Source organism: Enterobacter sp. WPR_3_1, assembly GCF_003635055.1.
GTDB lineage: Bacteria > Pseudomonadota > Gammaproteobacteria > Enterobacterales > Enterobacteriaceae > Enterobacter > Enterobacter ludwigii.
In genome coordinates this window covers 127,239-151,828 of the sequence record NZ_RBXU01000010.1, presented here as the reverse complement: position 1 = coordinate 151,828, position 24,590 = coordinate 127,239, and the positions used below count along the sequence as shown (strand labels likewise).

Sequence of the window (24,590 nt, the reverse complement as noted above, 5' to 3'; positions counted from 1 at the left end):
GGTCCGGGAATGGAAAGGGCGCTATGGTACTGGATGGCAGCCATTTCGTCACGTGTCAAAATAGGCCAAGTTGCCCTGTCACTAGTGTAGCAAAGTCGTCGTCGATGAAGGGCAAAATTCCGTCCGCGACCGGCTGAAGCTGACGCGTAAGATAGTGCTCGTAATCCAGAGGCGAGTGCTGGTAATCCACGGGTTCCGGGCCGCTGGTGGTCCAGAGGTATTTGATGGTTCCCCGGTTCTGATACTGTGGGGCACGCCCCCGGCGCACGTTCTCCTCATCCGCCAGACGCGCCGCGCGGACGTGCGGCGGAACGTTGCGCTGGTATTCCGCCAGCGGGCGGCGCAGGCGCTTGCGGTACACCAGCTGGGCGTCGAGTTCACCGGCCATCAGACTGGCAATTGTTTCACGCACGTAGTCCTGATAAGGCTCGTTGCGAAAGATACGCAGATAAAGCGTTTGCTGAAACTGCTGTGCCAGTGGCGTCCAGTCGGTGCGTACGGTTTCCAGCCCTTTAAAGACCATTCGCTGCTTATCACCTTCCTGAATAAGACCGGCGTAGCGCTTCTTACTGCCCTGGTCGGTACCGCGAATGGTGGGCATTAAAAAGCGGCTGAAATGGGTTTCAAACTCCAGTTCTAACGCGCTGCTTAACCGCTCTTTTTGCAAACTTTCCTGCCACCAGGCGTTCACAAAAGTCACCAGTGATTTGCCGATTCGCGCGGCATCCTCTTCTGAATGCGCGCCCTTAAGCCAGACAAAGGTGGAATCCGTATCGCCGTAAATAACGTCATAACCCTGGGATTCAATCAACGCTTTGGTCTGGCGCATGATGTCGTGCCCGCGCATGGTGATAGATGACGCCAGTCGTGGGTCGAAGAAGCGGCAGGCGCTGGTCCCCAGAACCCCGTAAAACGCGTTCATGATAATTTTCAGCGCCTGAGAAAGGGGCTTGTTGCCATGACGCTTAGCCTCGTCGCGACCGTGCCAGATGTTTCCCACGATTTCCGGCAGACAGTGCTTTTCCCGTGAGAAGCGGGCCCCGAGAAAACCTTCTGTGCTGTGCAAATCGTCAGGCTGCGCCATCCCTTCCACCAGCCCAACGGGATCGATCAGGAAGGTGCGAATAATGGACGGATAGAGGCTTTTGTAGTCCAGCACCAGCACGGAGTCATACAACCCGGGCCGGGAATCCATCACGTAACCGCCTGGGCTTGCCTGCGGCGGCACATCACCGAGGTTGGGGGCGACATAGCCCGCCCGGTGCATACGCGGGAAATAGAGGTGGCTAAAGGCGGCCACGGAGCCACCGTGCCGGTCAGCGGCGAGGCCGTTCACCGTCGCGCGCTCGAGCAGGAAGGGCATGATCTCCGTTTTGTGGAAAATCTGCGTCACCAGCTCACAATCTTTCAGGTTGTAGGTGGCGAGCGCCGGTTTGTCTTCGTTAAAGCGCCGGTCGATTTCATCCATCCTGTCCCACGGATTGTCGATGGATTTCCCTTCGCCGAGCAGCTCCTGCGCCACCGCTTCCAGAGAGAAAGAGGAAAAATTCCAGAAGGCAGATTTGAGCGCCTCAATGCCGTCGATAATCAGGCGGCCATTGGCCTGCGCGAAAAACACACCGTTTTTAAAACCGTGCTCGCGCCATTCCAGCTCGCTGTTTCCGCGCCCCAGCATCAGGGGGATGCGGTAACGTTCAGCATGTTTTTGCAGCACGCGCAGATCGAACTGCACCACGTTCCAGCCGATCAACACATCGGGATCGCGATCGGCAAACCACTGGTTTAGCTTTTCCAGAAGCTGTGGCCGGCTGTTGACATACTCCAGCCGGAAATCCAGCGCGGACGCGTTGCCATTCGGGGGGCCAAGCATATAAACAACCCGATCCCCGCAGCCTTCAAGGCCGATACAGTACAGCTCACCGTGGCGAGTGGTTTCGATATCCAGCGAGACCCATTTCAACGGCGGCCGGTAGGTGGGGTTGGGTTTGAGACGGGCGTTAATAAGGCTGCCGTTTTGCGCGGTGCCGTCGACCCAGACGGGGGCAGTAATAAACCGCTCCATCAGAAAACGTTCTGGCGGGCGGATATCGGCTTCGTACAGCGTCACGCCAGCGTCGCGCAGCAGTTTTTCATAACGCATCAGCTGGCGATGGGCGCGGCAGTAAAGGCCATGTACGGGCTGACGGTGGAAATCTTTCAGTTCAAGCGGCGTCAGGCGCCAGCCATTTTCACCGCGCAGCAGTTGCTTTACTTTCTCAACGTGATCGTTCGGGATAAAAGCCACGGACTCCTGCGGCGGCAGGGTCACGTGCAGCGGGCCGTTGTCCGTCGCCAGCCAGAATGCCACCTCGGTGCCCTGAGGAGTATCCCGCCAGTGTCGGGTAAGTAAAAAACCTTCTTGCGCCTGCGCCACGCCGCTATCCCATAAAACAAAACCAGGCTTGATTATAGCCTGGTTGAATATTTTATGCTGGGTATATATACAGTTTACTGCCCGTAATAGGCTTTTGCGCCATGTTTACGCAGGTAGTGTTTATCCAGCAGGGTTGGCTGCATATCCGGAAGTTGCGGAGACAGCTGGCGGCAGAAAATGCCCATATACGCGACCTCTTCCAGCACAATCGCGTTATGTACCGCATCTTCGGCGTTTTTGCCCCAGGCAAAAGGTCCATGGGAGTGCACCAGCACGCCGGGCATTTGCGCAGCGTCGATACCCTGTTTTTCAAACGTTTCGACGATAACGTTGCCGGTTTCCCACTCATACTCGCCGTTGATCTCTTCATCAGTCATCAAACGGGTGCAGGGAATGGTGCCGTAAAAGTAGTCTGCGTGCGTGGTTCCGGTCGCCGGAATGGACTGGCCGGCCTGCGCCCAGATGGTCGCATGACGCGAATGGGTATGCACAATACCGCCAATGGTCGGGAAGGCCTGGTAGAGCAGGCGATGCGTTGGCGTGTCGGAGGAGGGTTTTTTCTTTCCTTCCACCACTTCGCCCGTGGCGATGCTGACGACAACCATATCTTCTGCGGTCATTACCGTGTAATCCACCCCTGACGGCTTTATCACGAAGACGCCGTGCTCGCGATCAACGGCGCTGACGTTGCCCCAGGTCAGCGTCACCAGATTGTGTTTGGGCAGCGCCAGGTTGGCTTCCAGTACCTGACGTTTGAGATCTTCTAACATGCAATCCTCCAGGAAAAGAGGCCCGCCCTGCGGCAGGCCAAAGGTTCCCCTGTTAACGTTTTGAACCGTAATAGACTTCGTTCCAGCGCAGCGCGTCTTTGAACGCGGGCAGGCGGGTATCGTTATCAATGACGGTCAGTTCGATGTCGTGCAGTTCGGCGAACTGACGCATGTCGTTCAGATCCAGCGCGTGGCTGAAGACGGTGTGGTGCGCGCCACCGGCCAGGATCCAGGCTTCCGAGGCGGTTGGCAGGTCAGGCTGCGCTTTCCACAGGGCGTTGGCGACCGGCAGTTTTGGCAGAGAATGCGGGGTTTCAACCGCATCCACACAGTTCACCAGCAGGCGGAAACGGTCGCCCAGGTCAATGAGGCTGGCGTTGATGGCAGGACCGGTACGGGTGTTGAAGATCAGACGTGCCGGGTCGGCTTTTCCGCCAATGCCAAGGTACTGCACGTCGAGGATCGGTTTCTCTTCAACGGCAATGGAAGGACACACTTCCAGCATATGCGAGCCCAGTACCAGGTCGTTGCCGTTTTCGAAGTGGTAGGTGTAGTCCTCCATAAAGGAGGTGCCGCCCTGCAGACCGGTTGACATCACTTTCATAATGCGAAGCAGAGCGGCAGTTTTCCAGTCGCCTTCGCCGGCAAAGCCGTAGCCCTGCTGCATCAGACGTTGTACCGCCAGGCCGGGCAGTTGTTTCAGGCCGTGGAGGTCTTCAAAGGTGGTGGTAAAGGCATGGAAGCCACCCTGTTCCAGGAAGCGTTTCATGCCCAGCTCGATACGTGCTGCATCCAGCACGTTCTGGCGTTTGTCACCGTGAATTTGTGCCGCAGGGGTCAGACGGTAGCTGCTTTCGTATTCGTCGACCAGCGCGCTTACGTCGCCATCGCTGATTTCATTCACCACCTGCACCAGGTCGCCCACGGCCCAGGTATTCACCGAGAAACCAAATTTAATCTGTGCGGCAACTTTATCGCCGTCGGTGACCGCCACTTCACGCATGTTGTCGCCGAAACGCACCACTTTCAGGTGACGAGTATCTTGTCGGGACACCGCCTGGCGCATCCAGGAGCCGATACGTTTTTGCGCATGCTGATCCTGCCAGTGGCCGGTAACGACCGCATGCTGCTGGCGCATACGTGCGCCGATAAAGCCGAACTCGCGGCCGCCGTGCGCGGTCTGGTTCAGGTTCATAAAGTCCATATCAATGCTGTCCCACGGCAGGGACGCGTTGAACTGGGTATGGAACTGCATCAGTGGTTTATTGAGGATGGCCAGACCGTTGATCCACATTTTGGCCGGCGAGAAGGTGTGCAGCCACACCACCATGCCAGCGCATTTATCGTCGTAGTTCGCGTCGCGGCAGATGTTCGTGATCTCATCCGGGGTCGTGCCGAGCGGTTTGAGCACCAGTTTGCACGGCAGTTTAGCCTCTGCATTGAGCGCGTTGACCACGTGCTCAGCATGTTTCGTCACCTGTTGCAGCGCTTCCGGCCCGTACAGATGTTGGCTGCCAATGACAAACCACACTTCATAATTATTAAAAATGGTCATTATTGTGTCCTTAATGTGTCAGGGTTGCCGTAGTGTCCGCGGTGTGTTTGGCCGGGGCGGCGACAGGGAGATAGTGAAGTTCGGCGCTTTTTGCCCATTGCTGATAGCGCTGATAAAGCTGTTCAAAACGCTGCGCCTGCTGAGCACGCGGCTGGAGGGTATTTTCGACAGCGCTCGCCATGTGCTGCTGCGCGGTCGGGATATCGGCATGAACGCCTGCCGCAACGGCCGCGAAGATCGCTGCCCCGAGGGCACAGCACTGATCGGAGGCGACAATCTGCAGCGGACGGTTCAGCACGTCACAACAGGCTTGCATGATTACCGGGTTTTTACGGGCGATGCCGCCCAGTGCCATCACGTTGTTGACGTCGATGCCCTGCTCGGTGAAGCACTCCATAATGGCGCGCGCCCCAAAAGCAGTTGCGGCAATCAGGCCGCCAAACAGCGCTGGCGCGTCGGTAGCGAGGTTAAGATCGGTGATCACCCCTTTCAGGCGCTGGTTGGCAAATGGCGTACGGCGACCGTTGAACCAGTCGAGCACTACCGGCAGGTGATCGAGAGAAGGATTCTTTGCCCACGCGGCGGTGAGCTGCGGCAAAAGCTGCTTTTTACTTTCGGCAATCTGGGTCTTCAGCTCAGGATGCGCCGCCGCCAGCTGATCCAGCGGCCAGCCCAGCACGCGGCCAAACCAGGCGTAGATATCGCCAAAGGCGGACTGACCCGCTTCCAGACCGATAAACTCCGGTACGACGCTACCGTCAACCTGGCCGCAGATGCCTTTTACCGCCCGATCGCCTACGCTGGCTTTATCCGCGGTAAGAATGTCGCAGGTGGAGGTGCCGATTACCTTCACCAGCGTGTTTGGCTGGGCACCGGCACCCACCGCGCCCATGTGACAGTCAAACGCCCCGCCGGAGATGGCCACGTTTTGCGGCAGACCCAGGCGCGTCGCCCACTCTTCACAAAGCGTACCCACCGGAATATCGGCGGTGAAGGTGTCGGTGAACAGCGGGTATTGCAGACTCTTGTTGATGACGGGATCGAGTTCATCGAAGAACGCCGCCGGTGGCAGGCCACCCCAGCTTTCATGCCACAGGGATTTGTGTCCGGCGCTGCAGCGTCCGCGGCGGATATCCTGCGGACGCGTGGTACCGGAGAGCAGGGCTGGTACCCAGTCGCACAGTTCAATCCACGATACCGCGGCCTGCGCAACGGATGCGTCCGCGCGGGTTACGTGGAGGATCTTGGCCCAGAACCATTCACTGGAGTAAATACCGCCGATGTAGCGCGAGTAGTCCGTTTTCCCTGGCTGGTGACACAAGCGGGTAATGGCTTCGGCCTCTTCAACGGCGGTGTGATCTTTCCACAGCACGAACATGGCGTTTGGGTTATCAGCAAACTCCGGACGCAGCGCCAGAACATGGCCTTCGGCATCCACAGGGGCAGGCGTTGAGCCGGTACTGTCGACGCCAATCCCGACGATCTCTGCCCGCTGGGCGTCGGTCAGTTCAGCCAGCACGGTTTTGATTGCCGCTTCCATCGACTCAATGTAGTCACGTGGATGGTGACGGAACTGGTTATTTGGCGCATCGCAGTAGCGCCCCTCTTGCCAGCGTGGGTACCACTCAACGCTGGTTGCTATTTCCTGGCCGCTTGTACAGTCCACTGCCAGAGCGCGAACCGAGTCGCTGCCAAAATCGAGGCCAATCGCAATTGCCATGGTGTTGCTCCATCAAAAAACAGGTATGAGAGAACATTAGAGACTGGAGGCGAAAATCGTCAGGCAGGATCCGCTAATCTTATGGACTAAATTGCTGTTGCAATAGAAAGTGTGACGCCGTGCAAATAATCAATGTGGACATTTCTGCCGCACTTATAGACACTTTTGTTACTGCTGATCTGCCCCCGTGGGCGGACAAATCAGGGGGAAAGGCTGAAACATGGCGGACGTAAAAGAGGCGTGATGCTTTTTGGATCTTTTCGCGGGCCATTTTTATACTGCTTTTATCGATATGGACAATTGGTTTCCTTCAGGACCCTTGGGAGAACTGAATCTATGGCCGAAACGCAAAACGATCCCTTATTACCGGGCTACTCGTTTAATGCTCACCTGGTGGCGGGGCTGACCCCTATCGAGGCTGAGGGATATCTCGATTTTTACGTCGACCGACCGCTCGGGATGAAAGGGTATATTCTGAACCTGACGGTGCGTGGGGAAGGGATTATCAAAAATAACGATCAGCAGTTTGTCTGCCGTCCGGGCGATATGCTGCTGTTTCCGCCGGGGGAGATCCACCACTACGGGCGCCACCCGGAGGCCAAAGAGTGGTATCACCAGTGGGTCTACTTCCGCCCGCGCGCCTACTGGCAGGAGTGGCTCTCGTGGCCGGCTATTTTTGCGCACACCGGTTTTTATCGCCCGGACGAGGTTCATCTGGCGCAGTTCCGCGAACTCTTTGCCCAAATTATTGAAGCGGGGCAGGCGGGTGGCCGGTATGCCGAACTGCTGGCGATTAACCTGCTTGAACAGGTGCTGTTGCGCCGGATGGAGGCGATAAACGCGTCACTTAATCCTCCGCTGGACAACCGCGTGCGCGACGCCTGCCAGTACATCAGCGACCATCTGGCCGACAGCCAGTTCGATATCGCCAGCGTCGCCCAGCATGTGTGTCTCTCACCGTCGCGGCTGTCACATCTGTTCCGTCAGCAGTTGGGCGTTAGCGTCCTGAGCTGGCGTGAGGACCAGCGTATCAGCCAGGCGAAGCTCCTGCTCAGCACCACCCGCATGCCCATTGCCACCGTGGGGCGCAATGTGGGCTTTGAAGATCAGCTCTATTTCTCCCGGGTATTTAAAAAATGCACCGGTGCCAGCCCCAGTGAATTCCGGGCAGGATGTGAATAAACGGTAAAAAAAGATAAACAAGCAGGTGAACTGTGGAAGCAACCTGTAAACTATTCAGACAATTGTTGTCTTGACGCGGTGCAGGGCGCTAAGCAGAATCCCTGATTCGTTTTCTGACCGGAATAGTTATGCAGGCATTGCTGGAACATTTTATCACCCAGTCCGTTATGTATTCGCTTATCGCCGTTGCGCTGGTGGCGTTTCTGGAATCGCTTGCACTTGTTGGGTTGATCCTCCCCGGCACGGTGATGATGGCGGGGCTGGGCGCGTTGATTGGCAGCGGTGAAGTGAATTTCTGGCAGGCGTGGATGGCGGGGATTATCGGCTGTTTACTTGGCGACTGGATCTCCTTCTGGCTGGGCTGGCGCTTTAAGAAACCGCTTCACCGCTGGTCGTTCATGAAAAAGAACAAAGCCTTGCTGGATAAAACCGAACACGCGCTGCATCAACACAGCATGTTCACGATCCTCGTGGGTCGCTTTGTTGGACCAACGCGTCCGCTGGTGCCGATGGTCGCGGGGATGCTGGATCTGCCTGTTGCGAAATTCGTGGTGCCGAACATCATCGGCTGTGTTTTCTGGCCGCCGTTCTACTTTCTGCCGGGGATCCTGGCTGGGGCCACCGTTGATATTCCTGACGGAATGCAAAGCGGTGAGTTTAAGTGGTTGTTGCTGGCTACGGCCCTGCTGTTGTGGATCGCTGCCTGGTTGTGCTGGCGACTGTGGCGCAGCGCGAAAGCGAATGTTGATCGCCTGACGCGTTATCTGCCACGCTCGCGCCTGTTGTGGCTCGCGCCGTTAATGCTGGGGGTTGCCGTGGTGGCGCTGGTCGCCCTGATTCGCCACCCGCTGATGCCGGTGTACGGTGAAATCCTCTTGAAGGTGGTGAGCCGTTAATCTGTTTCCCTCTCCCGTGGGAGAGGGTCAGCCCGCACTAATGCCCAACAATGAAGACGCCCCTGCGTGACCGCTGAGCAGTTCCTCAGTGCCGCCATCCCAGGCAATTCGCCCTTCTGCAATGACCACCGATCGTGGCGCAATCCGCGCGGCATCCTCAATGCTGTGCGAAACCATCAGCATTGTCAGTTGCTGACGCTGGCACACGTCCTGCACCAGGGTAAGCATCTCCTGGCGCAAGGCAGGATCGAGTGCAGAGAAGGGCTCATCCAGAAGCAGTATGGGCTGCTCGCGCACCAGGCAGCGCGCCAGCGCCACCCGCTGACGCTGCCCGCCGGAGAGGGCTTCGGGGAGGCGGTCAATAAACGCGGTAATGCCCATCTGAGCGGCAATCAGCTCCAGCTTCTGGCGCTGACCGTCGTTGAGTTTCAGGCCAGGATCCATACCCAGGGCGATGTTTTGCCGCACCGTCAGATGCATGAACAGATTATTTTCCTGGAACAGCATCGACACCGGACGTCGGGCGGGTGGCGTGCGCGTATGGTCGCTGTTTTCAATCACTATCGACCCGCTGGCCGGTTGCAGAAAACCGGCAATCAGATTGAGCAAAGTACTCTTTCCGGCCCCGCTCGGACCCAGAACCGCAATCATCTCTCCCTGACGAACCGAAAGGGAGAAGCGCATTGGCAGATGCTGGTAGAGCCAGGTTACATCAGTCAGTTTTAACATTACGCCCCGGAAGTTTTTCGATAACGGTAAATAAGGCAAAGCAGAGCACCAGTAACAGCAGCGCCGTGACGGCTCCCTCCTGGCTACGATAGGAGCCAATTTGCTGGTACAGCCAGTACGGGAGGGTGCGGAAATCTTCATTACCGAAGAGCGCCACGACACCAAAATCACCAATTGAGAGCACACAGGCGAAGGCCAGGGCCTGGGCCAGCGGGCGTTTCAGCGCACGCAGTTCGATAATCTTTAGCCGCTGCCAGCCCTGCAGACCGAGCGACTGGCACAGCAGCGCGTAGCGGCTGTTGATGTCTCGCATCGGATTTTCCAGCACCTTCAGCGCGTAGGGGATCGCCATCAGGGCATTGGTGAAAATCACGATGCCGTCGGCGTTTTCCGGCAGGCCAATAGTGCTGTTGAACAGTAAAAAGAACCCCGTCGCCAGTACAATGCCGGGCATCGCCAGGATCAGCATGCCTGTCAGCTCCAGGGCATGCCCGGCTTTACGGGCCTGACGCGCGTAAAGCTCGCGGCTGCTCCATAAAAGCATCATGGTCAGCATGACACACAGCAGCCCGGCGGCCAGCGCGATCCGTAACGAGGTCCACGTTGCCTGCCAGAGAACGGGCTGCTGCAACACGGTAACGAGATTCAGGTTCAGGCCATCGACGATGACGGCCATCAGTGGCGGAAGCAGAAGCAGCAGCGCCAGCGTGATAAGCAGCAGGTCAGCAATTCGGCTATGCATGCTGTCCTGCGGGTCGCGCCAGCCGGTTATCTGATTACTGCCCGGCGGGATGGCTTTGCTCAGACGCTGGCTCAGCAGCACAAGGCACAGGCAGCAAACCATCTGCACCATCGCCAGCAGCGCGGCGCGGCCGGGGTCATAGTCGTAACTGAGCGCCTGGTAAATTGCCAGTTCGATGGTGGTGGCCTGCGGGCCGCCGCCGAGTGAAAGCACGGTGGCAAAACTGGCGAAACAGAGCATAAAGATCAGAGCCGCAACCGGCGGGATCTGACGACGCAGCCACGGCCATTCGACCAGGCGGAAGAAGGATACGCCGCGCATGCCCAACTGGGCGGCAAGCTGGCGCTGTTCACCGGGGATGTTTTCCAGTGCCTGTAGAAAGAGTCTGGTCGCCATCGGCATATTGAAAAAGACGTGCGCCAGCAGAATGCCCTTCAGTCCGTAGGGCGAGAAGCGCCACTCCAGACCCAGCAGGCTGAAAAGTGAAGCCAGCCACCCCTGACGGCCATAGACGCTCAGGATGCCAAACACGGCCACCAGGACCGGCAGGATCAGCGTCATGGCGCACAGGCGCAGCAGGGCCTGCCTGCCGGGGAAACGGCGGCGATAAAGCGCGCGTGCCAGGAAAATGGCGGGGATAACCGACAGCAGCGCAGAGAGAAAGGCCTGCCAGAAAGAGAAACGGATAACGTGCCAGAGATAACTGTCGTGCCAGAGCGCGAACAGGTCGCTCTCTGGCGCGTTAAACCACAAGGCAAGGAATGCGCCCAGACTGACCGCCACCATCAATACGGCGGCGAGCAGCCCAGGAATTAACCAGCCGGGAATTAACGGCTGACGGCGCGTTGCCATTCACTTACCCATGCTGCTCGCTGCGCGGCAACCTGCTGAGGCGTAAACTCCAGCGAGGTTTGCGGTTTGGTCAGTTTCTCAAAGCCCGCTGGCAACGCCACGCTGGTCACGGGGTACATCCAGTTACCCGCTGGAATAGCGTTCTGGAATGCCGGGGAGACCATAAATTTCAGGAACTTCTCGGCCAGTTCGGGCTGTTTGCTGGATGCCGTGCGGGCTGCCACTTCGACCTGCAGATAGTGCCCTTCAGCAAAACTGGCGGCGGCGTAATTGTCTTTTTTCTCGGCGATGATGTGGTAAGCCGGGGAGGTGGTGTAGCTCAGAACCAGATCACTTTCCCCTTTCAGGAACAGACCGTAGGCTTCGCTCCAGCCTTTTGTCACGGTGACGGTTTTGGCGGCCAGCTTCTGCCACGCTTGCGGAGCGTCATCGCCGTAGACTTTCTGCATCCACAGCAGCAGCCCCAGGCCTGGCGTACTGGTGCGAGGATCTTCATAAATAACGCGCCATTTCTGCTCGCTTTCGACCAGTTCCTTCAGGCTTTTCGGCGGGTTTTTAAGCTTGTTTTTGTCGTAAACAAACGCGAAGTAACCGTAATCGAACGGCACAAAGGTGTCGTTCTGCCAGCCGCCCGGGACGCTGACGGCATCGGTGGCGACGCCGCTTTTGGCAAACAGTTTGGTTTTCGAGGCGGCCTCCAGCAGGTTGTTATCCAGCCCAAGCACCACATCGGCTTTACTGTTTTTGCCTTCCATGCGCAGGCGGTTAAGCAGAGAGACGCCATCTTCTAGCGCCACGAACTTCAGTTCGCACTGACAGTCAGCTTCAAAGGCTTTTTTCACCACCGGACCCGGACCCCAGTCGGCTGAGAAGGAGTCGTAGGTGTAGACCGTCAGGACGGGCTTCGCGACGGCAGGCAGCGCAAACAGCGCCAGAAGGGGGAGAACTTTTTTTAACACTTTGCACCTCAAGGTTGAGTGGCAAAGGATTTTGAGTGACAGCCTCAAATCCCTTCGCCGGCGTTATCCGGATCAGGTTCGACGGGTATTATCTCAGCGCACATCAGTGATGCAGCACCCCGTTGAGAACGGCGCTATTGTAATGATTTGGCAAATATTACGAAAGTGTTATGGCTCCGGCGGGGAAAACCAGGCGGATTTAAAATCAAACCAGCCCAGCGTATTCATTCTGACACCGCGCATACTACGCTGCCCCTGGATCATCAGCCAGTGATGGATCAACGGCACGATCGCTTGTTCAGCCAGCAACTGCTGGCACCATGAGGCCAGATTCATGTCGCCGGCGCGCCAGCGGGCCGCGTCCTGCTGCCAGTCCCGGTCTATGCAGTGCTGGATAAGCGGGACCTCATACAGGTGAGAGAAGAGCGAGAAATCAAGCGGCAGGGTAAAGTTGGCGCTGTTGAGCCAGATGTCGCTGACGATCTCCCCCTGATGCCATTCATCGTAATCCACCTCTTTGACATCCAGCCTCACCCCAACGGCGGCCAGCAGTCGGGTCATGATTCTGGCGATAAAGCGGTGTTCAACGTGCTCGCGATAGTAGGTCAGGGTGATGGACTCCAGTCCGGCGGGCTTGTCGCAGTATGTCGGACGGGCGTGATGCCAGCGAGGAAGCAGACCATACGCCGGGAACCAGTAGGTCTGGTACTGCTCCTCCGCATGATAAATCAGGCTGGAGGGCGACAACACGTGGCTTATCCATTTGCGCACTTCATGGTTTGCCCCGCGATGGGTACGGCTGTCGAACAGCAGGTAGTAGCACCCTTCTTCGAGCCGGCTCTCCACGGCCTTTTCGCCCGTGGTAGGCCCTTCCAGCGTCAGCCCGGCGCTCAGCTCTTCGTTGAGATCCGGTAATACCCACACGTTCACTTCGTCGATCAGCGCCCGGTAGCCAAAATAGTCATCAAAAGCGCGGATTTTCAGCTGGTTGTTGTTATTGCGCGATACAGAGTAGGGGCCGGTGCCAATCGGCAGGCTGGCAAAATTATTCATCGACTCCCATTCACCGGGCAAAATCATCGACGGTACATAGCCCAGCAGCCACGGAAGCCATTTGTCCGGCTGAGACAGTTCAACATCCAGTGTCCATGCCGTAGGGGAGTGAACGCGTGAAATATGGGAATAGAGCGGTAGCGTGCAGGCGCGCTCTAAAGAGGCAATCACATCGACCATCTCCAGCTCGCGGCCGTGATGGAAATGAATACCAGGACGTAGAAAGAAGCGCCAGTGAAGAGGAGAAAGTTGCTGCCAGTGGTGCGCAATATCCGCTTCCAGTTCCCCATTTTCCTCATTTATGCGCGTCAGGCCGCTGAATATTTGTCGGGCCATATGGGTTTCAGAGCGGCGTAACGCCGTGCCGGGTAACAGGTTTTTCATCGGTCGATAGTAGAGCACCCGCAGAATGTGGCGACCCTGACGAAAGCTGCGCCCGAGATGCGACACCAGCATCTGACGTACTGCCGCTTTGTCCCCCACCAGCTGCACCAGCTGGTCGATGCGGTCCTGTTCCAGCAGGTCTTCCGCTCGCTGCTGCTGCAACGCCAGCCCGGTATACAGGAAGGTCAGGCGGGAGCGTTTTCCGCGACCCGCCTCGGCCTCCCAGTTGAGCCAGCCCTGCTTCTGCATGGTATTAAGCAGCGTGCGCATGTGCCGGCGCGAACAGCTGAGCAGGTCCGCCAGCTCGTTCAGCGTGGTCTCCTGCGATCGCCCCTCGCAGCATTGCCAGAGGCGGATAAATTGTTGTTGCAGACGACCAGATGGCATAAAAGGGGAACTCCTGACAAAAAATCAGCAATTTATTAATCCCTATATTAGGCCAATAATTCTTCCCGATGAAGTGAGGAGGTAAATTATGAAGAGGTCTACCGCACGTCAGTTTTATCAGCGTTATTTTTCAGCGACGCAGGGAGCGTCCTGGCTGGACCGCCAGTGTGCAGAGCAACGGTTGAAAATCCTGGAAGATCTGATGCAGTGGGACGTTACGAAACCGACCTCTTCTTGCTAACTCGCCTCGATCATGTGTGACTGAGTATTGGTGCTTATCACCCGCCAGCAAAATGTTTTTGCTGGCTTTTTTCGTTTACTATTCACCCACTTTCGATTCGCTTTCACAAGGACTTGCGCATGCTCTGGTTGATGACGATGGGGCGACGCCTGAACGGCGTGTATGCCGCTTTTATGCTGGTGGCCTTTATGATGGGCGTGGCGGGGGCATTGCAGGCTCCGACGCTGAGTCTGTTTCTCAGCCGTGAGGTGGGGGCGCAGCCGTTTTGGGTGGGGCTGTTTTATACCGTGAACGCCATCGCCGGGATCCTGGTCAGTCTGGCACTGGCAAAACGATCGGACAATCGGGGCGATCGTCGCAAACTGATCCTCTTTTGCTGCGCCATGGCCGTGGGTAACGCGCTGCTGTTTGCCTTCAATCGCCATTACCTGACGCTGATTACCTGCGGCGTGCTTCTGGCGTCGCTCGCCAATACCGCCATGCCGCAGCTGTTCGCGCTGGCCCGTGAATACGCGGATAACTCGGCGCGGGAAGTGGTGATGTTCAGCTCGGTCATGCGTGCGCAGCTCTCTCTGGCCTGGGTGATCGGCCCGCCGCTGGCGTTTATGTTGGCGCTGAACTATGGCTTTACCACCATGTTTTCCATCGCTGCCGGCATTTTTGTCATCAGCCTGATACTGATTGCCTTTGCGCTACCCTCGGTGGCGCGAGTGGAGCAGACGACCGATAAACCCATCACCCAGGTGAGCGGCTGGCAGGATAAAAACGTCCGCATGCTGTTTATCGCGTCCATGCTGATGTGGACCTGCAACACCATGTACATCATTGATATGCCGCTGTGGATCAGCAGCGATCTGGGGTTGCCGGACAAGCTTGCGGGGATCCTGATGGGGACGGCTGCCGGCCTGGAAATTCCGGCGATGATCCTGGCGGGTTATTACGTTAAGCGTTTTGGAAAGCGCCGCATGATGATCGTCGCCGTGGCGGCGGGAGTGCTTTTTTATCTGGGGCTGATCGTCTTCCATTCGCGCGAAGCACTGCTTGCGTTGCAGCTGTTTAACGCCGTGTTTATTGGCATCGTGGCCGGGATTGGGATGCTCTGGTTCCAGGACTTAATGCCGGGACGGGCAGGCTCTGCCACTACGCTCTTTACCAACAGCATTTCAACGGGCGTTATTCTGGCAGGGGTGATTCAGGGGGCGTTGTCACAAACCTACGGTCACGCGTCAGTGTACTGGATGATTGCGGCCATTTCCGTGGTGACGCTGGTGCTAACCTGCCGGGTAAAAGATGTGTGATTCTGAAAGGCTGCTTCACGAAATAAAACGATTTTCTGACAGGGTCTGAGAAGGCGCATAAAGTGCGTGGCGGGAGCCGAGGCTGTTTGCCTCAGGCTGACGCAAGAGGCAAACAGTGATGAGGCCCACATCAATTAACACTGATGGTGTACTGCACCATTTTGTTGGACGATGTTGATCTTCACCGGGATGGTACGCAGCCTACCCCATAAACGCAGGCTGTTTTTGCTCATAAGCGGAGATGGCATCTTCGTGCTGCAGCGTCAGGCCAATACTGTCCAGGCCATTCAGCATGCAGTGACGACGAAAGGCGTCAATGCTGAAGCTGTAGGATTTATCACCCGCTTTCACCACTTCCGCTTCCAGATCCACTTCAAACGAAATCCCAGGATTTGCCTTCACCAGGGCGAACAATTCGTCCACCTGCGCATCGCTCAGCGTCACCGGCAGCAGCTGGTTATTGAAGCTGTTGCCGTAGAAGATATCGGCAAAGCTTGGGGCGATAACCACTTTGAACCCGTAGTCGGTGAGCGCCCAGGGTGCATGTTCACGGGAAGAGCCGCAGCCAAAGTTTTCACGCGCCAGCAGAATCGATGCGCCTTTAAATTCCGGGAAGTTCAGCACGAACTCGGGATTGGGCACTTCGCCTTTGTCGTCCAGGAAGCGCCAGTCGTTAAACAGATGCGCGCCAAACCCGGTACGGGTCACCTTCTGCAAAAACTGCTTTGGAATGATGGCGTCAGTGTCGACGTTAGCGGCGTCCAGTGGGACAACCCGGCCCGTATGTTGGGTAAATTTCTCTGCCATGATTGTCTCCTTATTTCAGGCTGCGAATATCGGCGAAATGACCGGTCACTGCCGCAGCGGCGGCCATTGCCGGGCTGACCAGGTGAGTACGCCCACCGCGGCCCTGGCGGCCTTCAAAGTTACGGTTACTGGTGGAGGCACAACGCTCGCCAGGATTCAGGCGGTCATTGTTCATGGCCAGGCACATGGAGCAGCCAGGCAGGCGCCATTCGAAGCCCGCTTCGATAAAGATCTTATCCAGGCCTTCGGCTTCCGCCTGGGCTTTCACCGGGCCGGAACCCGGCACGACCAGCGCCTGAACGCCCGGTGCCACTTTACGGCCTTTGGCAATCTCGGCCGCCGCGCGTAAATCTTCGATACGGGAGTTGGTGCAGGAGCCGATAAACACTTTATCAATGGTCACGTCAGTCAACGGAATGCCTGGCTTCAGACCCATATAGGCCAGCGCTTTTTCCGCACTGGCGCGCTCGACCGGATCGCTGAAAGAGGCCGGGTCAGGAATATTATCGTTAACGGAAATCACCTGGCCCGGGTTGGTTCCCCAGGTGACCTGTGGCGCAATGTCTTCCGCCTGCAGCGTAACCACGGTGTCAAACGTCGCACCATCGTCGGTTTTCAGGGTTTTCCAGTACGCAACCGCCTCAATAAAATCCTGGTCTTTCGGCGCGTGCAGACGGCCCTTCACATAGCTGAAGGTTGTTTCGTCTGGCGCAACCAGGCCCGCTTTTGCCCCCATCTCAATGGCCATGTTGCAGAGCGTCATTCGGCCCTCCATGCTCAGTGCCTGGATGGCTTCACCGCAGAATTCAACCACGTGACCGGTGCCGCCTGCGCTGCCGGTTTTACCGATGATGGCCAGCACGATGTCTTTGGCGGTAATGCCCGGGGCCGCTTTGCCTTTCACTTCAATCTTCATGGTTTTGGCGCGGCCCTGTTTCAGGGTCTGCGTCGCCAGAACATGTTCAACTTCAGAGGTACCAATACCGAACGCCAGGGCCCCAAACGCGCCGTGGGTGGCCGTGTGGGAGTCACCGCAGACAATGGTCATGCCTGGCAGGGTGATGCCCTGTTCTGGCCCCATCACGTGGACGATACCCTGATACGGGTGGTTCAGATCGTAGAGCTCGACGCCAAATTCATTGCAGTTTTTGATCAGCTCCTGCATCTGGATACGCGCCATTTCACCCGACGCATTGATATCTTTGGTTTGCGTGGAGACGTTGTGATCCATTGTCGCGAAGGTTTTACCTGGCTGGCGCACCGGGCGCTTATGCGCACGCAGTCCGTCGAATGCCTGAGGGGAGGTAACCTCGTGCACCAGATGGCGATCGATATACAACAGTGGGGTTTCGTTTGGTGCCTCGTAAACTACGTGCGCATCAAACAATTTTTCATATAACGTTTTCGCCATGATTACACCCCTTCAGCGACATAGCGGGCAATAATGTCGCCCATTTCATCGGTACTGACTGCCGCCGTGCCGCGTGCTAAATCACCGGTACGGACACCTTCTTCTAACGCACGGTTAATGGCGTTTTCAATTGCGGTTGCTGCATCACCGGCATCAAGGCTGTAGCGCAACAGCAAGGCCAGGGAGAGGATCTGCGCAATCGGGTTGGCAATGTTTTTGCCGGCGATATCGGGCGCGGAGCCGCCTGCAGGTTCGTACAGGCCAAATCCCTCTTCATTGAGGCTGGCTGATGGCAACATCCCCATAGAGCCTGTGATCATTGCGCACTCGTCCGAGAGAATATCGCCGAACAGGTTGGAACACAGCAGAACGTCAAACTGCGACGGATCTTTAATCAGCTGCATGGTCGCGTTGTCGATGTACATATGGGACAGTTCGACATCCGGATACTGTTTCGCGACTTCACTGACGATTTCACGCCACAAAATAGAAGACTGCAGAACGTTCGCTTTATCGATAGACGTCACTTTATGACGACGTTTGCGCGCCGACTCAAAGGCGATATGGGCGATACGTTCAATTTCAAATCGGTGATAGACCTCAGTATCAAAGGCTTTTTCATGCTGACCGCTGCCTTCGCGCCCTTTAGGCTGCCCGAAGTAGATCCCGCCGGTCAGTTCACGCACGCACAGGATGTCAAAGCCGTTAGCCGCGATATCTGCACGCAGCGGACAGAACGTTTCCAGCCCCTGGTACAGCTTCGCCGGACGCAGGTTGCTGAACAATTTAAAATGTTTACGCAGTGGCAGCAGCGCGCCGCGCTCAGGCTGCCCGGCGGGCGGCAGGTGTTCCCATTTAGGGCCACCCACGGAGCCAAACAGCACTGCATCCGCATTTTCACACCCTTCAACGGTCGCTTTTGGCAGCGGAGTACCGTGATTATCGATGGCGATACCGCCCACATCATAGTGGCTGGTGGAGATTTTCATCGCAAAACGTGAACGAACGGCTTCCAGTACTTTCAGCGCCTGTGCCATCACTTCCGGGCCAATACCGTCACCCGGTAACACAGCAATATGGTAATTCTTCGACATTACACGGTTTCCTTGTTGTTCTCTTTATTCTGAGCTTTGCGTTGCAACTCTTTTTCAACTTCAGCGGCGCGCCAGATGTTGTTCAGCACGTGGACCATCGCCTTCGCGGAGGATTCAACAATATCCGTCGCCAGGCCCACACCGTGGAAACGACGGCCATTGTGGGTGACCACGATATCAACCTGACCCAGGGCATTCTCACCGTGGCCCTTGGCTGTCAGGTCATATTTCACCAGCTCTACGTCGTATTCGGTGACGCGGTTAATTGCGCGGTAAATGGCATCAACCGGGCCATTGCCGTTTGCCGCTTCGGCCTTAATGTCTTCGCCACAGGCCAGTTTGACCGAGGCAGTCGCAATGTCGCTGGAGCCTGACTGCACGCTGAAGTAATCGAGGCGGAAGTGCTCAGGCTCTTCCTGCTGTTTATTGATGAAGGCCAGCGCTTCCAGGTCATAGTCGAATACCTGACCTTTTTTATCGGCCAGCTTCAGGAAGGCGTCGTACAGCTGATCCATGTTGTAATCGCTGTCCTTATAACCCATCTCTTCCATACGGTGTTTCACCGCCGCACGACCGGAACGGGAGGTCAGGTTCAACTGAACCTGGTTCAGGCCGATGGATTCCGGGGTCATGATTTCGTAGTTTTCACGGTTTTTCAGCACGCCATCCTGATGAATACCTGAGGAGTGCGCAAAAGCGCCGGTACCCACAATCGCCTTGTTAGCCGGGATGGGCATGTTGCAGATCTGGCTGACGGTCTGGCTGGTACGCCAGATTTCGTTGTGATTGATGCGGGTATGCACATTCATGATGTCTTTGCGCACTTTGATCGCCATGATCACTTCTTCCAGTGAACAGTTACCTGCACGTTCACCGATGCCGTTCATCGCGCCTTCTACCTGACGTGCACCGGCGTGCACCGCCGCGATGGCGTTGCCAACGGCCAGCCCCAGGTCGTCGTGGGTATGTACGGAGATAATCGCTTGATCAATGTTTGGTACGCGTTCATACAGACCGGTAATGATGTTGGAGAACTCAAACGGCATGGTGTAGCCGACAGTGTCCGGGATATTGATGGTTTTAGCGCCCGCATTGATGGCAGCTTCCACCACGCGCGCCAAATCTTCAATCGGCGTACGGCCAGCATCTTCACAGGAGAATTCAACGTCATCCGTGTAGTTACGGGCACGTTTGACCATGTAGACCGCGCGCTCAATGACCTCATCCAGCGTGCTGCGCAGCTTGGTGGCAATGTGCATAGGAGAGGTAGCAATAAAGGTATGAATACGGAATGCTTCGGCAACCTTCAACGACTCGGCTGCAACATCGATATCTTTTTCCACACAGCGTGCCAGGCCACAGACGCGGCTGTTCTTGATGGTACGCGCTATGGTCTGCACGGATTCGAAGTCACCCGGAGAAGAGACAGGGAAACCGACCTCCATCACGTCGACACCCATACGTTCGAGAGCCAGCGCGATCTGCAGTTTCTCTTTCACACTCAGGCTTGCCTGTAATGCCTGTTCACCGTCACGTAAAGTTGTATCGAAAATAATGACTTGCTGGCTCATGGGTTAGGTCCTTGTCAGTCTTAGGGCGCCTTGCTACGAGCATAAAAAAACCCGCGCAGTGGCGCGGGTTTTTAGTCTTACTGGTGACGATTCAACGCTGAATTTCGCCCGCCAGTCTACCGCGCACAGTGGATGCGTTTAGTAGTAGTAGACCGGTGAAACGAATGGTGCGAATCATGAATCGTGCTCCGTTAAATTCAATATGCTTTTAGTGGTACTGGATACGACTGTGCATGTCAACCCCTGCAGGCAAAAACGCACCCGGCTGGCCTGGTTGACAGGATATGTGCTTTAGCTAATTGTGCTGGGTTTTGCTTTTCCGACCCTACAAATTGTCTAATTTTGGACTGAGAAAAAGGTTGCAGAAATAATTGAATATAATTGTGATGAATAAATTAAAAGTTCGCTACCCAATTGTATGGGACGCAAATGGGTTTGATATCATTAAGTTATAAATGCGGTGAATGTTTTTTATCACTTCGGATGTCTAATGGTTATTACAGATTGTTAACTTATTTAATCGGGGTTGCAATAACAGTTTAATAATACTTAAGACATCATTAACCCGCTGGCGATTGTATATTGGTCTAGTTTATGGTTTCATTCAAATCCTAAAGTGAAGCATATCATTTGCAGTGGTGTTTATTTTATCGTTTGTCAGTGGCGAAAAGTCATTTTCGCTAAACTGTTCTTTATATTTTCCGAATTTAAAATAATTCTCTTTCGCTGATCGTATATGCATGGTAAATCATATTCTTCGGAATTATTACAGTACGTTGGCAAAGGGAGTGTAGCGTGACAGTGGAGTCAGAAGTGCCAGAAATTAATATTAAACAACCTCAAACTACTGATGGGATTAAACCGCAGTTACGTACGGTGGACCTTAATCTGCTCACGGTATTTGATGCTGTCATGCAGGAGCAGAATATCACCCGGGCGGCCCATACGTTGGGGATGTCTCAGCCCGCGGTCAGTAATGCTGTCGCCAGACTTAAGGTTATGTTTAACGACGAGTTATTCGTTCGTTACGGGAGAGGAATACAGCCTACCGCACGGGCATTCCAGTTATTCGGCTCTATCCGTCAGGCGTTGCAGCTGGTTCAGAACGAGCTGCCAGGGTCAGGCTTTGAACCTTTAAGCAGTGAGCGTGTATTCAATCTTTGTGTTTGCAGTCCGTTAGATAATTATTTGACGTCGATTATTTATAATAAAGTTGAAGAGATCGCTCCCAATATCCATCTGGTTTTTAAATCATCCTTAAATCAAAACACAGAGCATCAGTTACGCTATCAGGAGACCGAGTTCGTTCTGGGATATGAAGAATTTCGACGTCCTGAATTTTCTTGCGTTCCGCTGTTTAAAGATGAAATGGTGTTGGTCGCCAGTAAAAAACACCCCCGACTCAATTCTCCGCTTCGGGAAAGTGATGTTTATAGCGAGCAGCATGCTGTTGTTGCGCTCGACAGATATGCTTCCTTTAGCCTGCCGTGGTATGACACGGCGGATAAACAGGCAAGCGTTGCTTATCAGGGAATGGCAATGGTCAGCGTATTGAACGTGGTCTCGCAGACACATCTGGTGGCTATTGCACCACGCTGGCTGGCTGAAGAGTTTTCCGGTCAACTACAACTGCAAATGTTGCCGTTGCCGCTCAAGCTGAATAGCCGTACCTGCTATCTCTCCTGGCATGAAGCCGCCGGTCGGGATAAAGGGCACCAGTGGATGGAAGAGTTGCTGATCAGTATTTGCCGTCGATAAGCGCATCAGGATAAATTGCATCTTCGCGTGTGATTTATCCTGGTTTTTTCTCTATTATTGTTATTTTATTCTGTTGTGAATTTTTTCTTACTGCTCTCTGGCTCGCAAAAATAGATGATTTCCTGAATCGACGCGCTTTTCAGCGATGATTAATCATCTCATCCTCTAATACCAGATGAATTGACCATATCCTTCCTTAATACCTGTTTTTTCTGCTTTGCGAACCGTTTAGCTCACCCGGTCTGCTAATTGCCTGCCTCATAACGAGCGGTTAAGGTAACGATCACTCTGCAAAATATAAGATTGGTTTAACCCAGTCGTAAGACGGTGCGGAAATGAATTCTGCAGCTCGTCTATAACAAAATGCCTGGAGGCAAAGCATGGAGATGTTGTCTGGCGCGGAAATGGTCGTCCGATCGTTAATCGATCAGGGCGTGAAGCAAGTGTTCGGTTATCCCGGAGGCGCAGTCCTGGATATTTATGATGCGCTTCATACGGTAGGCGGCATTGACCATGTTTTAGTACGCCACGAGCAGGCGGCGGTGCATATGGCTGACGGGCTGGCCCGTGCGACAGGTGAAGTAGGCGTGGTATTAGTGACGTCCGGTCCCGGCGCGACAAACGCCATCACCGGCATTGCCACGGCGTATATGGACTCTATCCCGCTGGTTATTCTTTCCGGCCAGGTGGCGACGTCACTGATCGGCTACGACGCGTTCCAGGAGTGCGACATGGTGGGAATTTCACGTCCCGTTGTGAAGCACAGCTTCCTGGTTAAGCAAACTGAAGACATCCCGGGGATATTGAAAAAAGCCTTCTGGCTGGCAGCAAGCGGGCGTCCCGGCCCGGTGGTGGTCGATCTGCCGAAAGATATCTTGAACCCGGCGAACAAGCTTCCTTATGTCTGGCCGGAGTCGGTGAGCATGCGCTCATACAACCCAACGACGCAGGGCCACAAGGGGCAGATCAAACGTGCCTTGCAAACGCTGCTGGCCGCCAAAAAACCGGTAGTCTATGTCGGTGGCGGGGCAATCAATTCTGCCTGTGAAGGGCAGCTTCGGGAGCTTATCGAGAAACTCAATCTTCCCGTTGCGTCGTCGCTGATGGGGCTGGGTGCTTTCCCGGCAACTCACCGTCAGGCTCTGGGTATGCTGGGTATGCACGGTACCTATGAAGCCAACATGACGATGCACCATTCCGATGTGATCTTTGCCGTCGGCGTGCGCTTTGACGATCGCACCACCAACAATCTGGCGAAATACTGCCCGAACGCCACCGTGCTTCATATTGATATCGATCCCACCTCGATTTCGAAAACGGTGTCTGCGGATGTGCCGATCGTCGGTGATGCCCGCCAGGTGCTGGAGCAAATGCTGGATCTGCTGGCACAGGAGCCGCCTTCCCAGCCGCTGGATGAGATCCGTGACTGGTGGCAGCAGATCGAACAATGGCGCGCGCGTCAGTGCCTGAAGTATGACACGCAAAGCGACAGCATTAAGCCGCAGGCGGTGATCGAAACTATCTGGCGGCTGACGAAAGGCGAGGCATACGTGACGTCTGACGTGGGTCAGCATCAGATGTTTGCCGCCCTTTATTATCCGTTTGATAAACCGCGCCACTGGATTAACTCCGGAGGGTTAGGAACGATGGGCTTTGGCTTGCCTGCCGCACTGGGCGTCAAGCTGGCTCTGCCTGACGAAACCGTCGTCTGCGTGACGGGAGACGGCAGTATTCAGATGAACATCCAGGAGCTGTCGACGGCCCTTCAGTATGAGCTGCCGGTACTGGTGCTGAACCTGAATAATGGTTATCTCGGGATGGTGAAGCAGTGGCAGGATATGATCTACTCTGGTCGTCACTCTCAGTCCTACATGACGTCACTGCCGGACTTTGTTCGTCTGGCTGAAGCCTACGGCCATATTGGGATGCGAGTAACCGATCCGGCAGAGCTGGAAACGAAGCTCGGTGAAGCGCTTGAGCACGTTAAAAATAACCGCCTCGTTTTTATGGATGTCATTGTTGATGGCACCGAGCACGTATACCCGATGCATATTCGCGGTGGTGGTATGGATGAAATGTGGTTAAGCAAAACGGAGAGAACCTGATATGCGCCGGATATTATCTGTTTTACTGGAAAACGAGTCTGGCGCACTGTCGCGCGTCATTGGCCTTTTTGCACAGCGCGGCTATAACATTGAAAGCCTGACCGTTGCGCCGACTGACGATCCGACGCTGTCGCGCATGACCATCCAGACCGTCGGCGATGCCAAAGTGCTTGAGCAGATCGAGAAACAGCTGCATAAGCTGGTCGATGTTCTGCGCGTCAGCGAGCTGGGGCAGGGTGCCTACGTTGAGCGAGAGGTCATGTTGGTGAAAATCCAGGCCAGCGGTTACGGGCGTGAGGAAGTGAAACGTAACACGGATATCTTCCGTGGGCAGATTATAGACGTCACGCCTTCTATATATACGGTTCAGCTGGCCGGAACGAGTGACAAGCTGGATGCCTTCCTGGCATCTGTGCGGGATGTGGCAAAAATTGTTGAGGTTGCGAGATCGGGTGTTGTTGGCCTGTCACGCGGCGATAAGATCATGCGTTAGTTGTCTAAAAGGTTCGCCTCTTTCTGCCCGGTCACCAAAGCCGGGCTTTTTTTTGTGTAATCAGCCGACAACAGAGATAAAAGCGGTTGCCGCGAAGGCTATTCTGCGTTTAGATGTTAAAAGATTTAACCATAACCTTGCCAAGGCCATGGACTCTTTTCATTTTTTAA

The 24,590-nt window shown here is 55.4% G+C and carries 20 protein-coding genes and 1 riboswitch; of the genes, 7 read left to right on the top strand and 13 right to left on the bottom strand.

All coding sequences use genetic code 11. The features are described 5' to 3' along the window. Positions 1-55: 55 nt before the first annotated feature. The 4 genes from polB to araB all read right to left on the bottom strand — a co-directional run bounded on the left by polB (position 56) and on the right by araB (position 6,458). On the bottom strand, positions 56-2,413 hold the full coding sequence (gene polB / locus BJ887_RS12310; protein WP_032679614.1) for a DNA polymerase II: 2,358 nt from the start codon (positions 2,411-2,413) through the stop codon (positions 56-58). A 74-nt stretch (positions 2,414-2,487) separates the two neighbouring features. Next, entirely contained in the window at positions 2,488-3,183 is a 696-nt protein-coding gene (araD, locus tag BJ887_RS12305) for an L-ribulose-5-phosphate 4-epimerase (RefSeq protein ID WP_047743399.1), read from the bottom strand. A 52-nt stretch (positions 3,184-3,235) separates the two neighbouring features. After that, positions 3,236-4,738, bottom strand: a complete 1,503-nt coding sequence (gene araA / locus BJ887_RS12300; protein WP_014168604.1) for an L-arabinose isomerase — start codon at positions 4,736-4,738, stop codon at positions 3,236-3,238. Positions 4,739-4,748: 10 nt separating this feature from the next. Then, positions 4,749-6,458 carry a ribulokinase gene (araB, locus tag BJ887_RS12295; protein WP_032681674.1) on the bottom strand — a complete coding sequence of 570 codons (1,710 nt, stop codon included), beginning with the start codon at positions 6,456-6,458 and terminating at the stop codon, positions 4,749-4,751. Positions 6,459-6,794: 336 nt separating this feature from the next. Between araB and araC the strand changes: the two genes are divergently transcribed. Both araC and BJ887_RS12285 read left to right on the top strand, forming a co-directional pair. Beyond that, positions 6,795-7,640, top strand: a complete 846-nt coding sequence (araC, locus tag BJ887_RS12290) for an arabinose operon transcriptional regulator AraC (RefSeq protein WP_025205437.1) — start codon at positions 6,795-6,797, stop codon at positions 7,638-7,640. A gap of 128 nt (positions 7,641-7,768) precedes the next feature. Next, the gene (locus tag BJ887_RS12285; protein WP_014168607.1) at positions 7,769-8,536 is read left to right on the top strand and encodes a DedA family protein; all 768 of its coding nucleotides are present in this window, start codon (positions 7,769-7,771) and stop codon (positions 8,534-8,536) included. Between the two features lie 27 nt (positions 8,537-8,563). On the opposite strand, the gene thiQ is transcribed toward BJ887_RS12285, so the two are convergent. The 4 genes from thiQ to sgrR all read right to left on the bottom strand — a co-directional run bounded on the left by thiQ (position 8,564) and on the right by sgrR (position 13,642). Next, positions 8,564-9,265 (bottom strand): thiamine ABC transporter ATP-binding protein ThiQ, encoded by a 702-nt coding sequence (gene thiQ, locus BJ887_RS12280; RefSeq protein ID WP_121339917.1) that lies wholly within the window; start codon positions 9,263-9,265, stop codon positions 8,564-8,566. After that, positions 9,249-10,859: a thiamine/thiamine pyrophosphate ABC transporter permease ThiP gene (thiP, locus tag BJ887_RS12275; protein ID WP_032679617.1), complete on the bottom strand. Its 1,611-nt coding sequence runs from the start codon at positions 10,857-10,859 to the stop codon at positions 9,249-9,251. Before thiP ends, thiQ begins: the two co-directional genes overlap by 17 nt. Beyond that, on the bottom strand, positions 10,835-11,818 hold the full coding sequence (gene thiB, locus BJ887_RS12270; RefSeq protein ID WP_032679618.1) for a thiamine ABC transporter substrate binding subunit: 984 nt from the start codon (positions 11,816-11,818) through the stop codon (positions 10,835-10,837). The genes thiP and thiB overlap by 25 nt, the downstream gene beginning before the upstream one ends. Positions 11,819-11,849: 31 nt before the next feature. Then, a riboswitch (TPP riboswitch) is annotated at positions 11,850-11,950 on the bottom strand. 36 nt (positions 11,951-11,986) lie between these two features. Next, positions 11,987-13,642 (bottom strand): HTH-type transcriptional regulator SgrR, encoded by a 1,656-nt coding sequence (gene sgrR / locus BJ887_RS12265; RefSeq protein ID WP_121339916.1) that lies wholly within the window; start codon positions 13,640-13,642, stop codon positions 11,987-11,989. Positions 13,643-13,730: 88 nt separating this feature from the next. Between sgrR and sgrT the strand changes: the two genes are divergently transcribed. Both sgrT and BJ887_RS12255 read left to right on the top strand, forming a co-directional pair. Next, the gene (sgrT, locus tag BJ887_RS12260; RefSeq protein WP_121339915.1) at positions 13,731-13,883 is read left to right on the top strand and encodes a glucose uptake inhibitor SgrT; all 153 of its coding nucleotides are present in this window, start codon (positions 13,731-13,733) and stop codon (positions 13,881-13,883) included. A gap of 119 nt (positions 13,884-14,002) precedes the next feature. Further along, a complete protein-coding gene (locus BJ887_RS12255) occupies positions 14,003-15,181 on the top strand; it encodes a sugar efflux transporter (protein WP_020882570.1) in 1,179 nt (392 codons plus the stop codon). A 201-nt stretch (positions 15,182-15,382) separates the two neighbouring features. Here BJ887_RS12255 and leuD read toward each other — a convergent pair whose 3' ends face one another. From leuD to leuL, 5 genes are all read right to left on the bottom strand, one after another. Beyond that, positions 15,383-15,988, bottom strand: coding sequence for a 3-isopropylmalate dehydratase small subunit (leuD, locus tag BJ887_RS12250; protein WP_014168614.1), 606 nt, complete (start codon positions 15,986-15,988; stop codon positions 15,383-15,385). A gap of 10 nt (positions 15,989-15,998) precedes the next feature. Then, positions 15,999-17,399 (bottom strand): 3-isopropylmalate dehydratase large subunit, encoded by a 1,401-nt coding sequence (leuC, locus tag BJ887_RS12245; protein WP_020882571.1) that lies wholly within the window; start codon positions 17,397-17,399, stop codon positions 15,999-16,001. 2 nt (positions 17,400-17,401) lie between these two features. Then, positions 17,402-18,493, bottom strand: a complete 1,092-nt coding sequence (gene leuB, locus BJ887_RS12240) for a 3-isopropylmalate dehydrogenase (RefSeq protein WP_020882572.1) — start codon at positions 18,491-18,493, stop codon at positions 17,402-17,404. Beyond that, positions 18,493-20,064 (bottom strand): 2-isopropylmalate synthase, encoded by a 1,572-nt coding sequence (leuA, locus tag BJ887_RS12235; protein WP_014168617.1) that lies wholly within the window; start codon positions 20,062-20,064, stop codon positions 18,493-18,495. The genes leuB and leuA overlap by 1 nt, the downstream gene beginning before the upstream one ends. A 91-nt stretch (positions 20,065-20,155) precedes the next feature. Then, entirely contained in the window at positions 20,156-20,242 is an 87-nt protein-coding gene (leuL, locus tag BJ887_RS23335; protein ID WP_071530973.1) for a leu operon leader peptide, read from the bottom strand. Between the two features lie 635 nt (positions 20,243-20,877). Here leuL and leuO point away from each other — a divergent pair. The 3 genes from leuO (at position 20,878) to ilvN (ending at position 24,420) form a co-directional block, all read left to right on the top strand. Continuing rightward, on the top strand, positions 20,878-21,822 hold the full coding sequence (gene leuO, locus BJ887_RS12225) for a transcriptional regulator LeuO (RefSeq protein WP_032669418.1): 945 nt from the start codon (positions 20,878-20,880) through the stop codon (positions 21,820-21,822). Positions 21,823-22,202: 380 nt separating this feature from the next. Then, entirely contained in the window at positions 22,203-23,927 is a 1,725-nt protein-coding gene (gene ilvI, locus BJ887_RS12220) for an acetolactate synthase 3 large subunit (protein WP_014168620.1), read from the top strand. A gap of 1 nt (position 23,928) precedes the next feature. Further along, entirely contained in the window at positions 23,929-24,420 is a 492-nt protein-coding gene (gene ilvN / locus BJ887_RS12215; protein WP_003856371.1) for an acetolactate synthase small subunit, read from the top strand. Positions 24,421-24,590 lie beyond the last annotated feature (170 nt).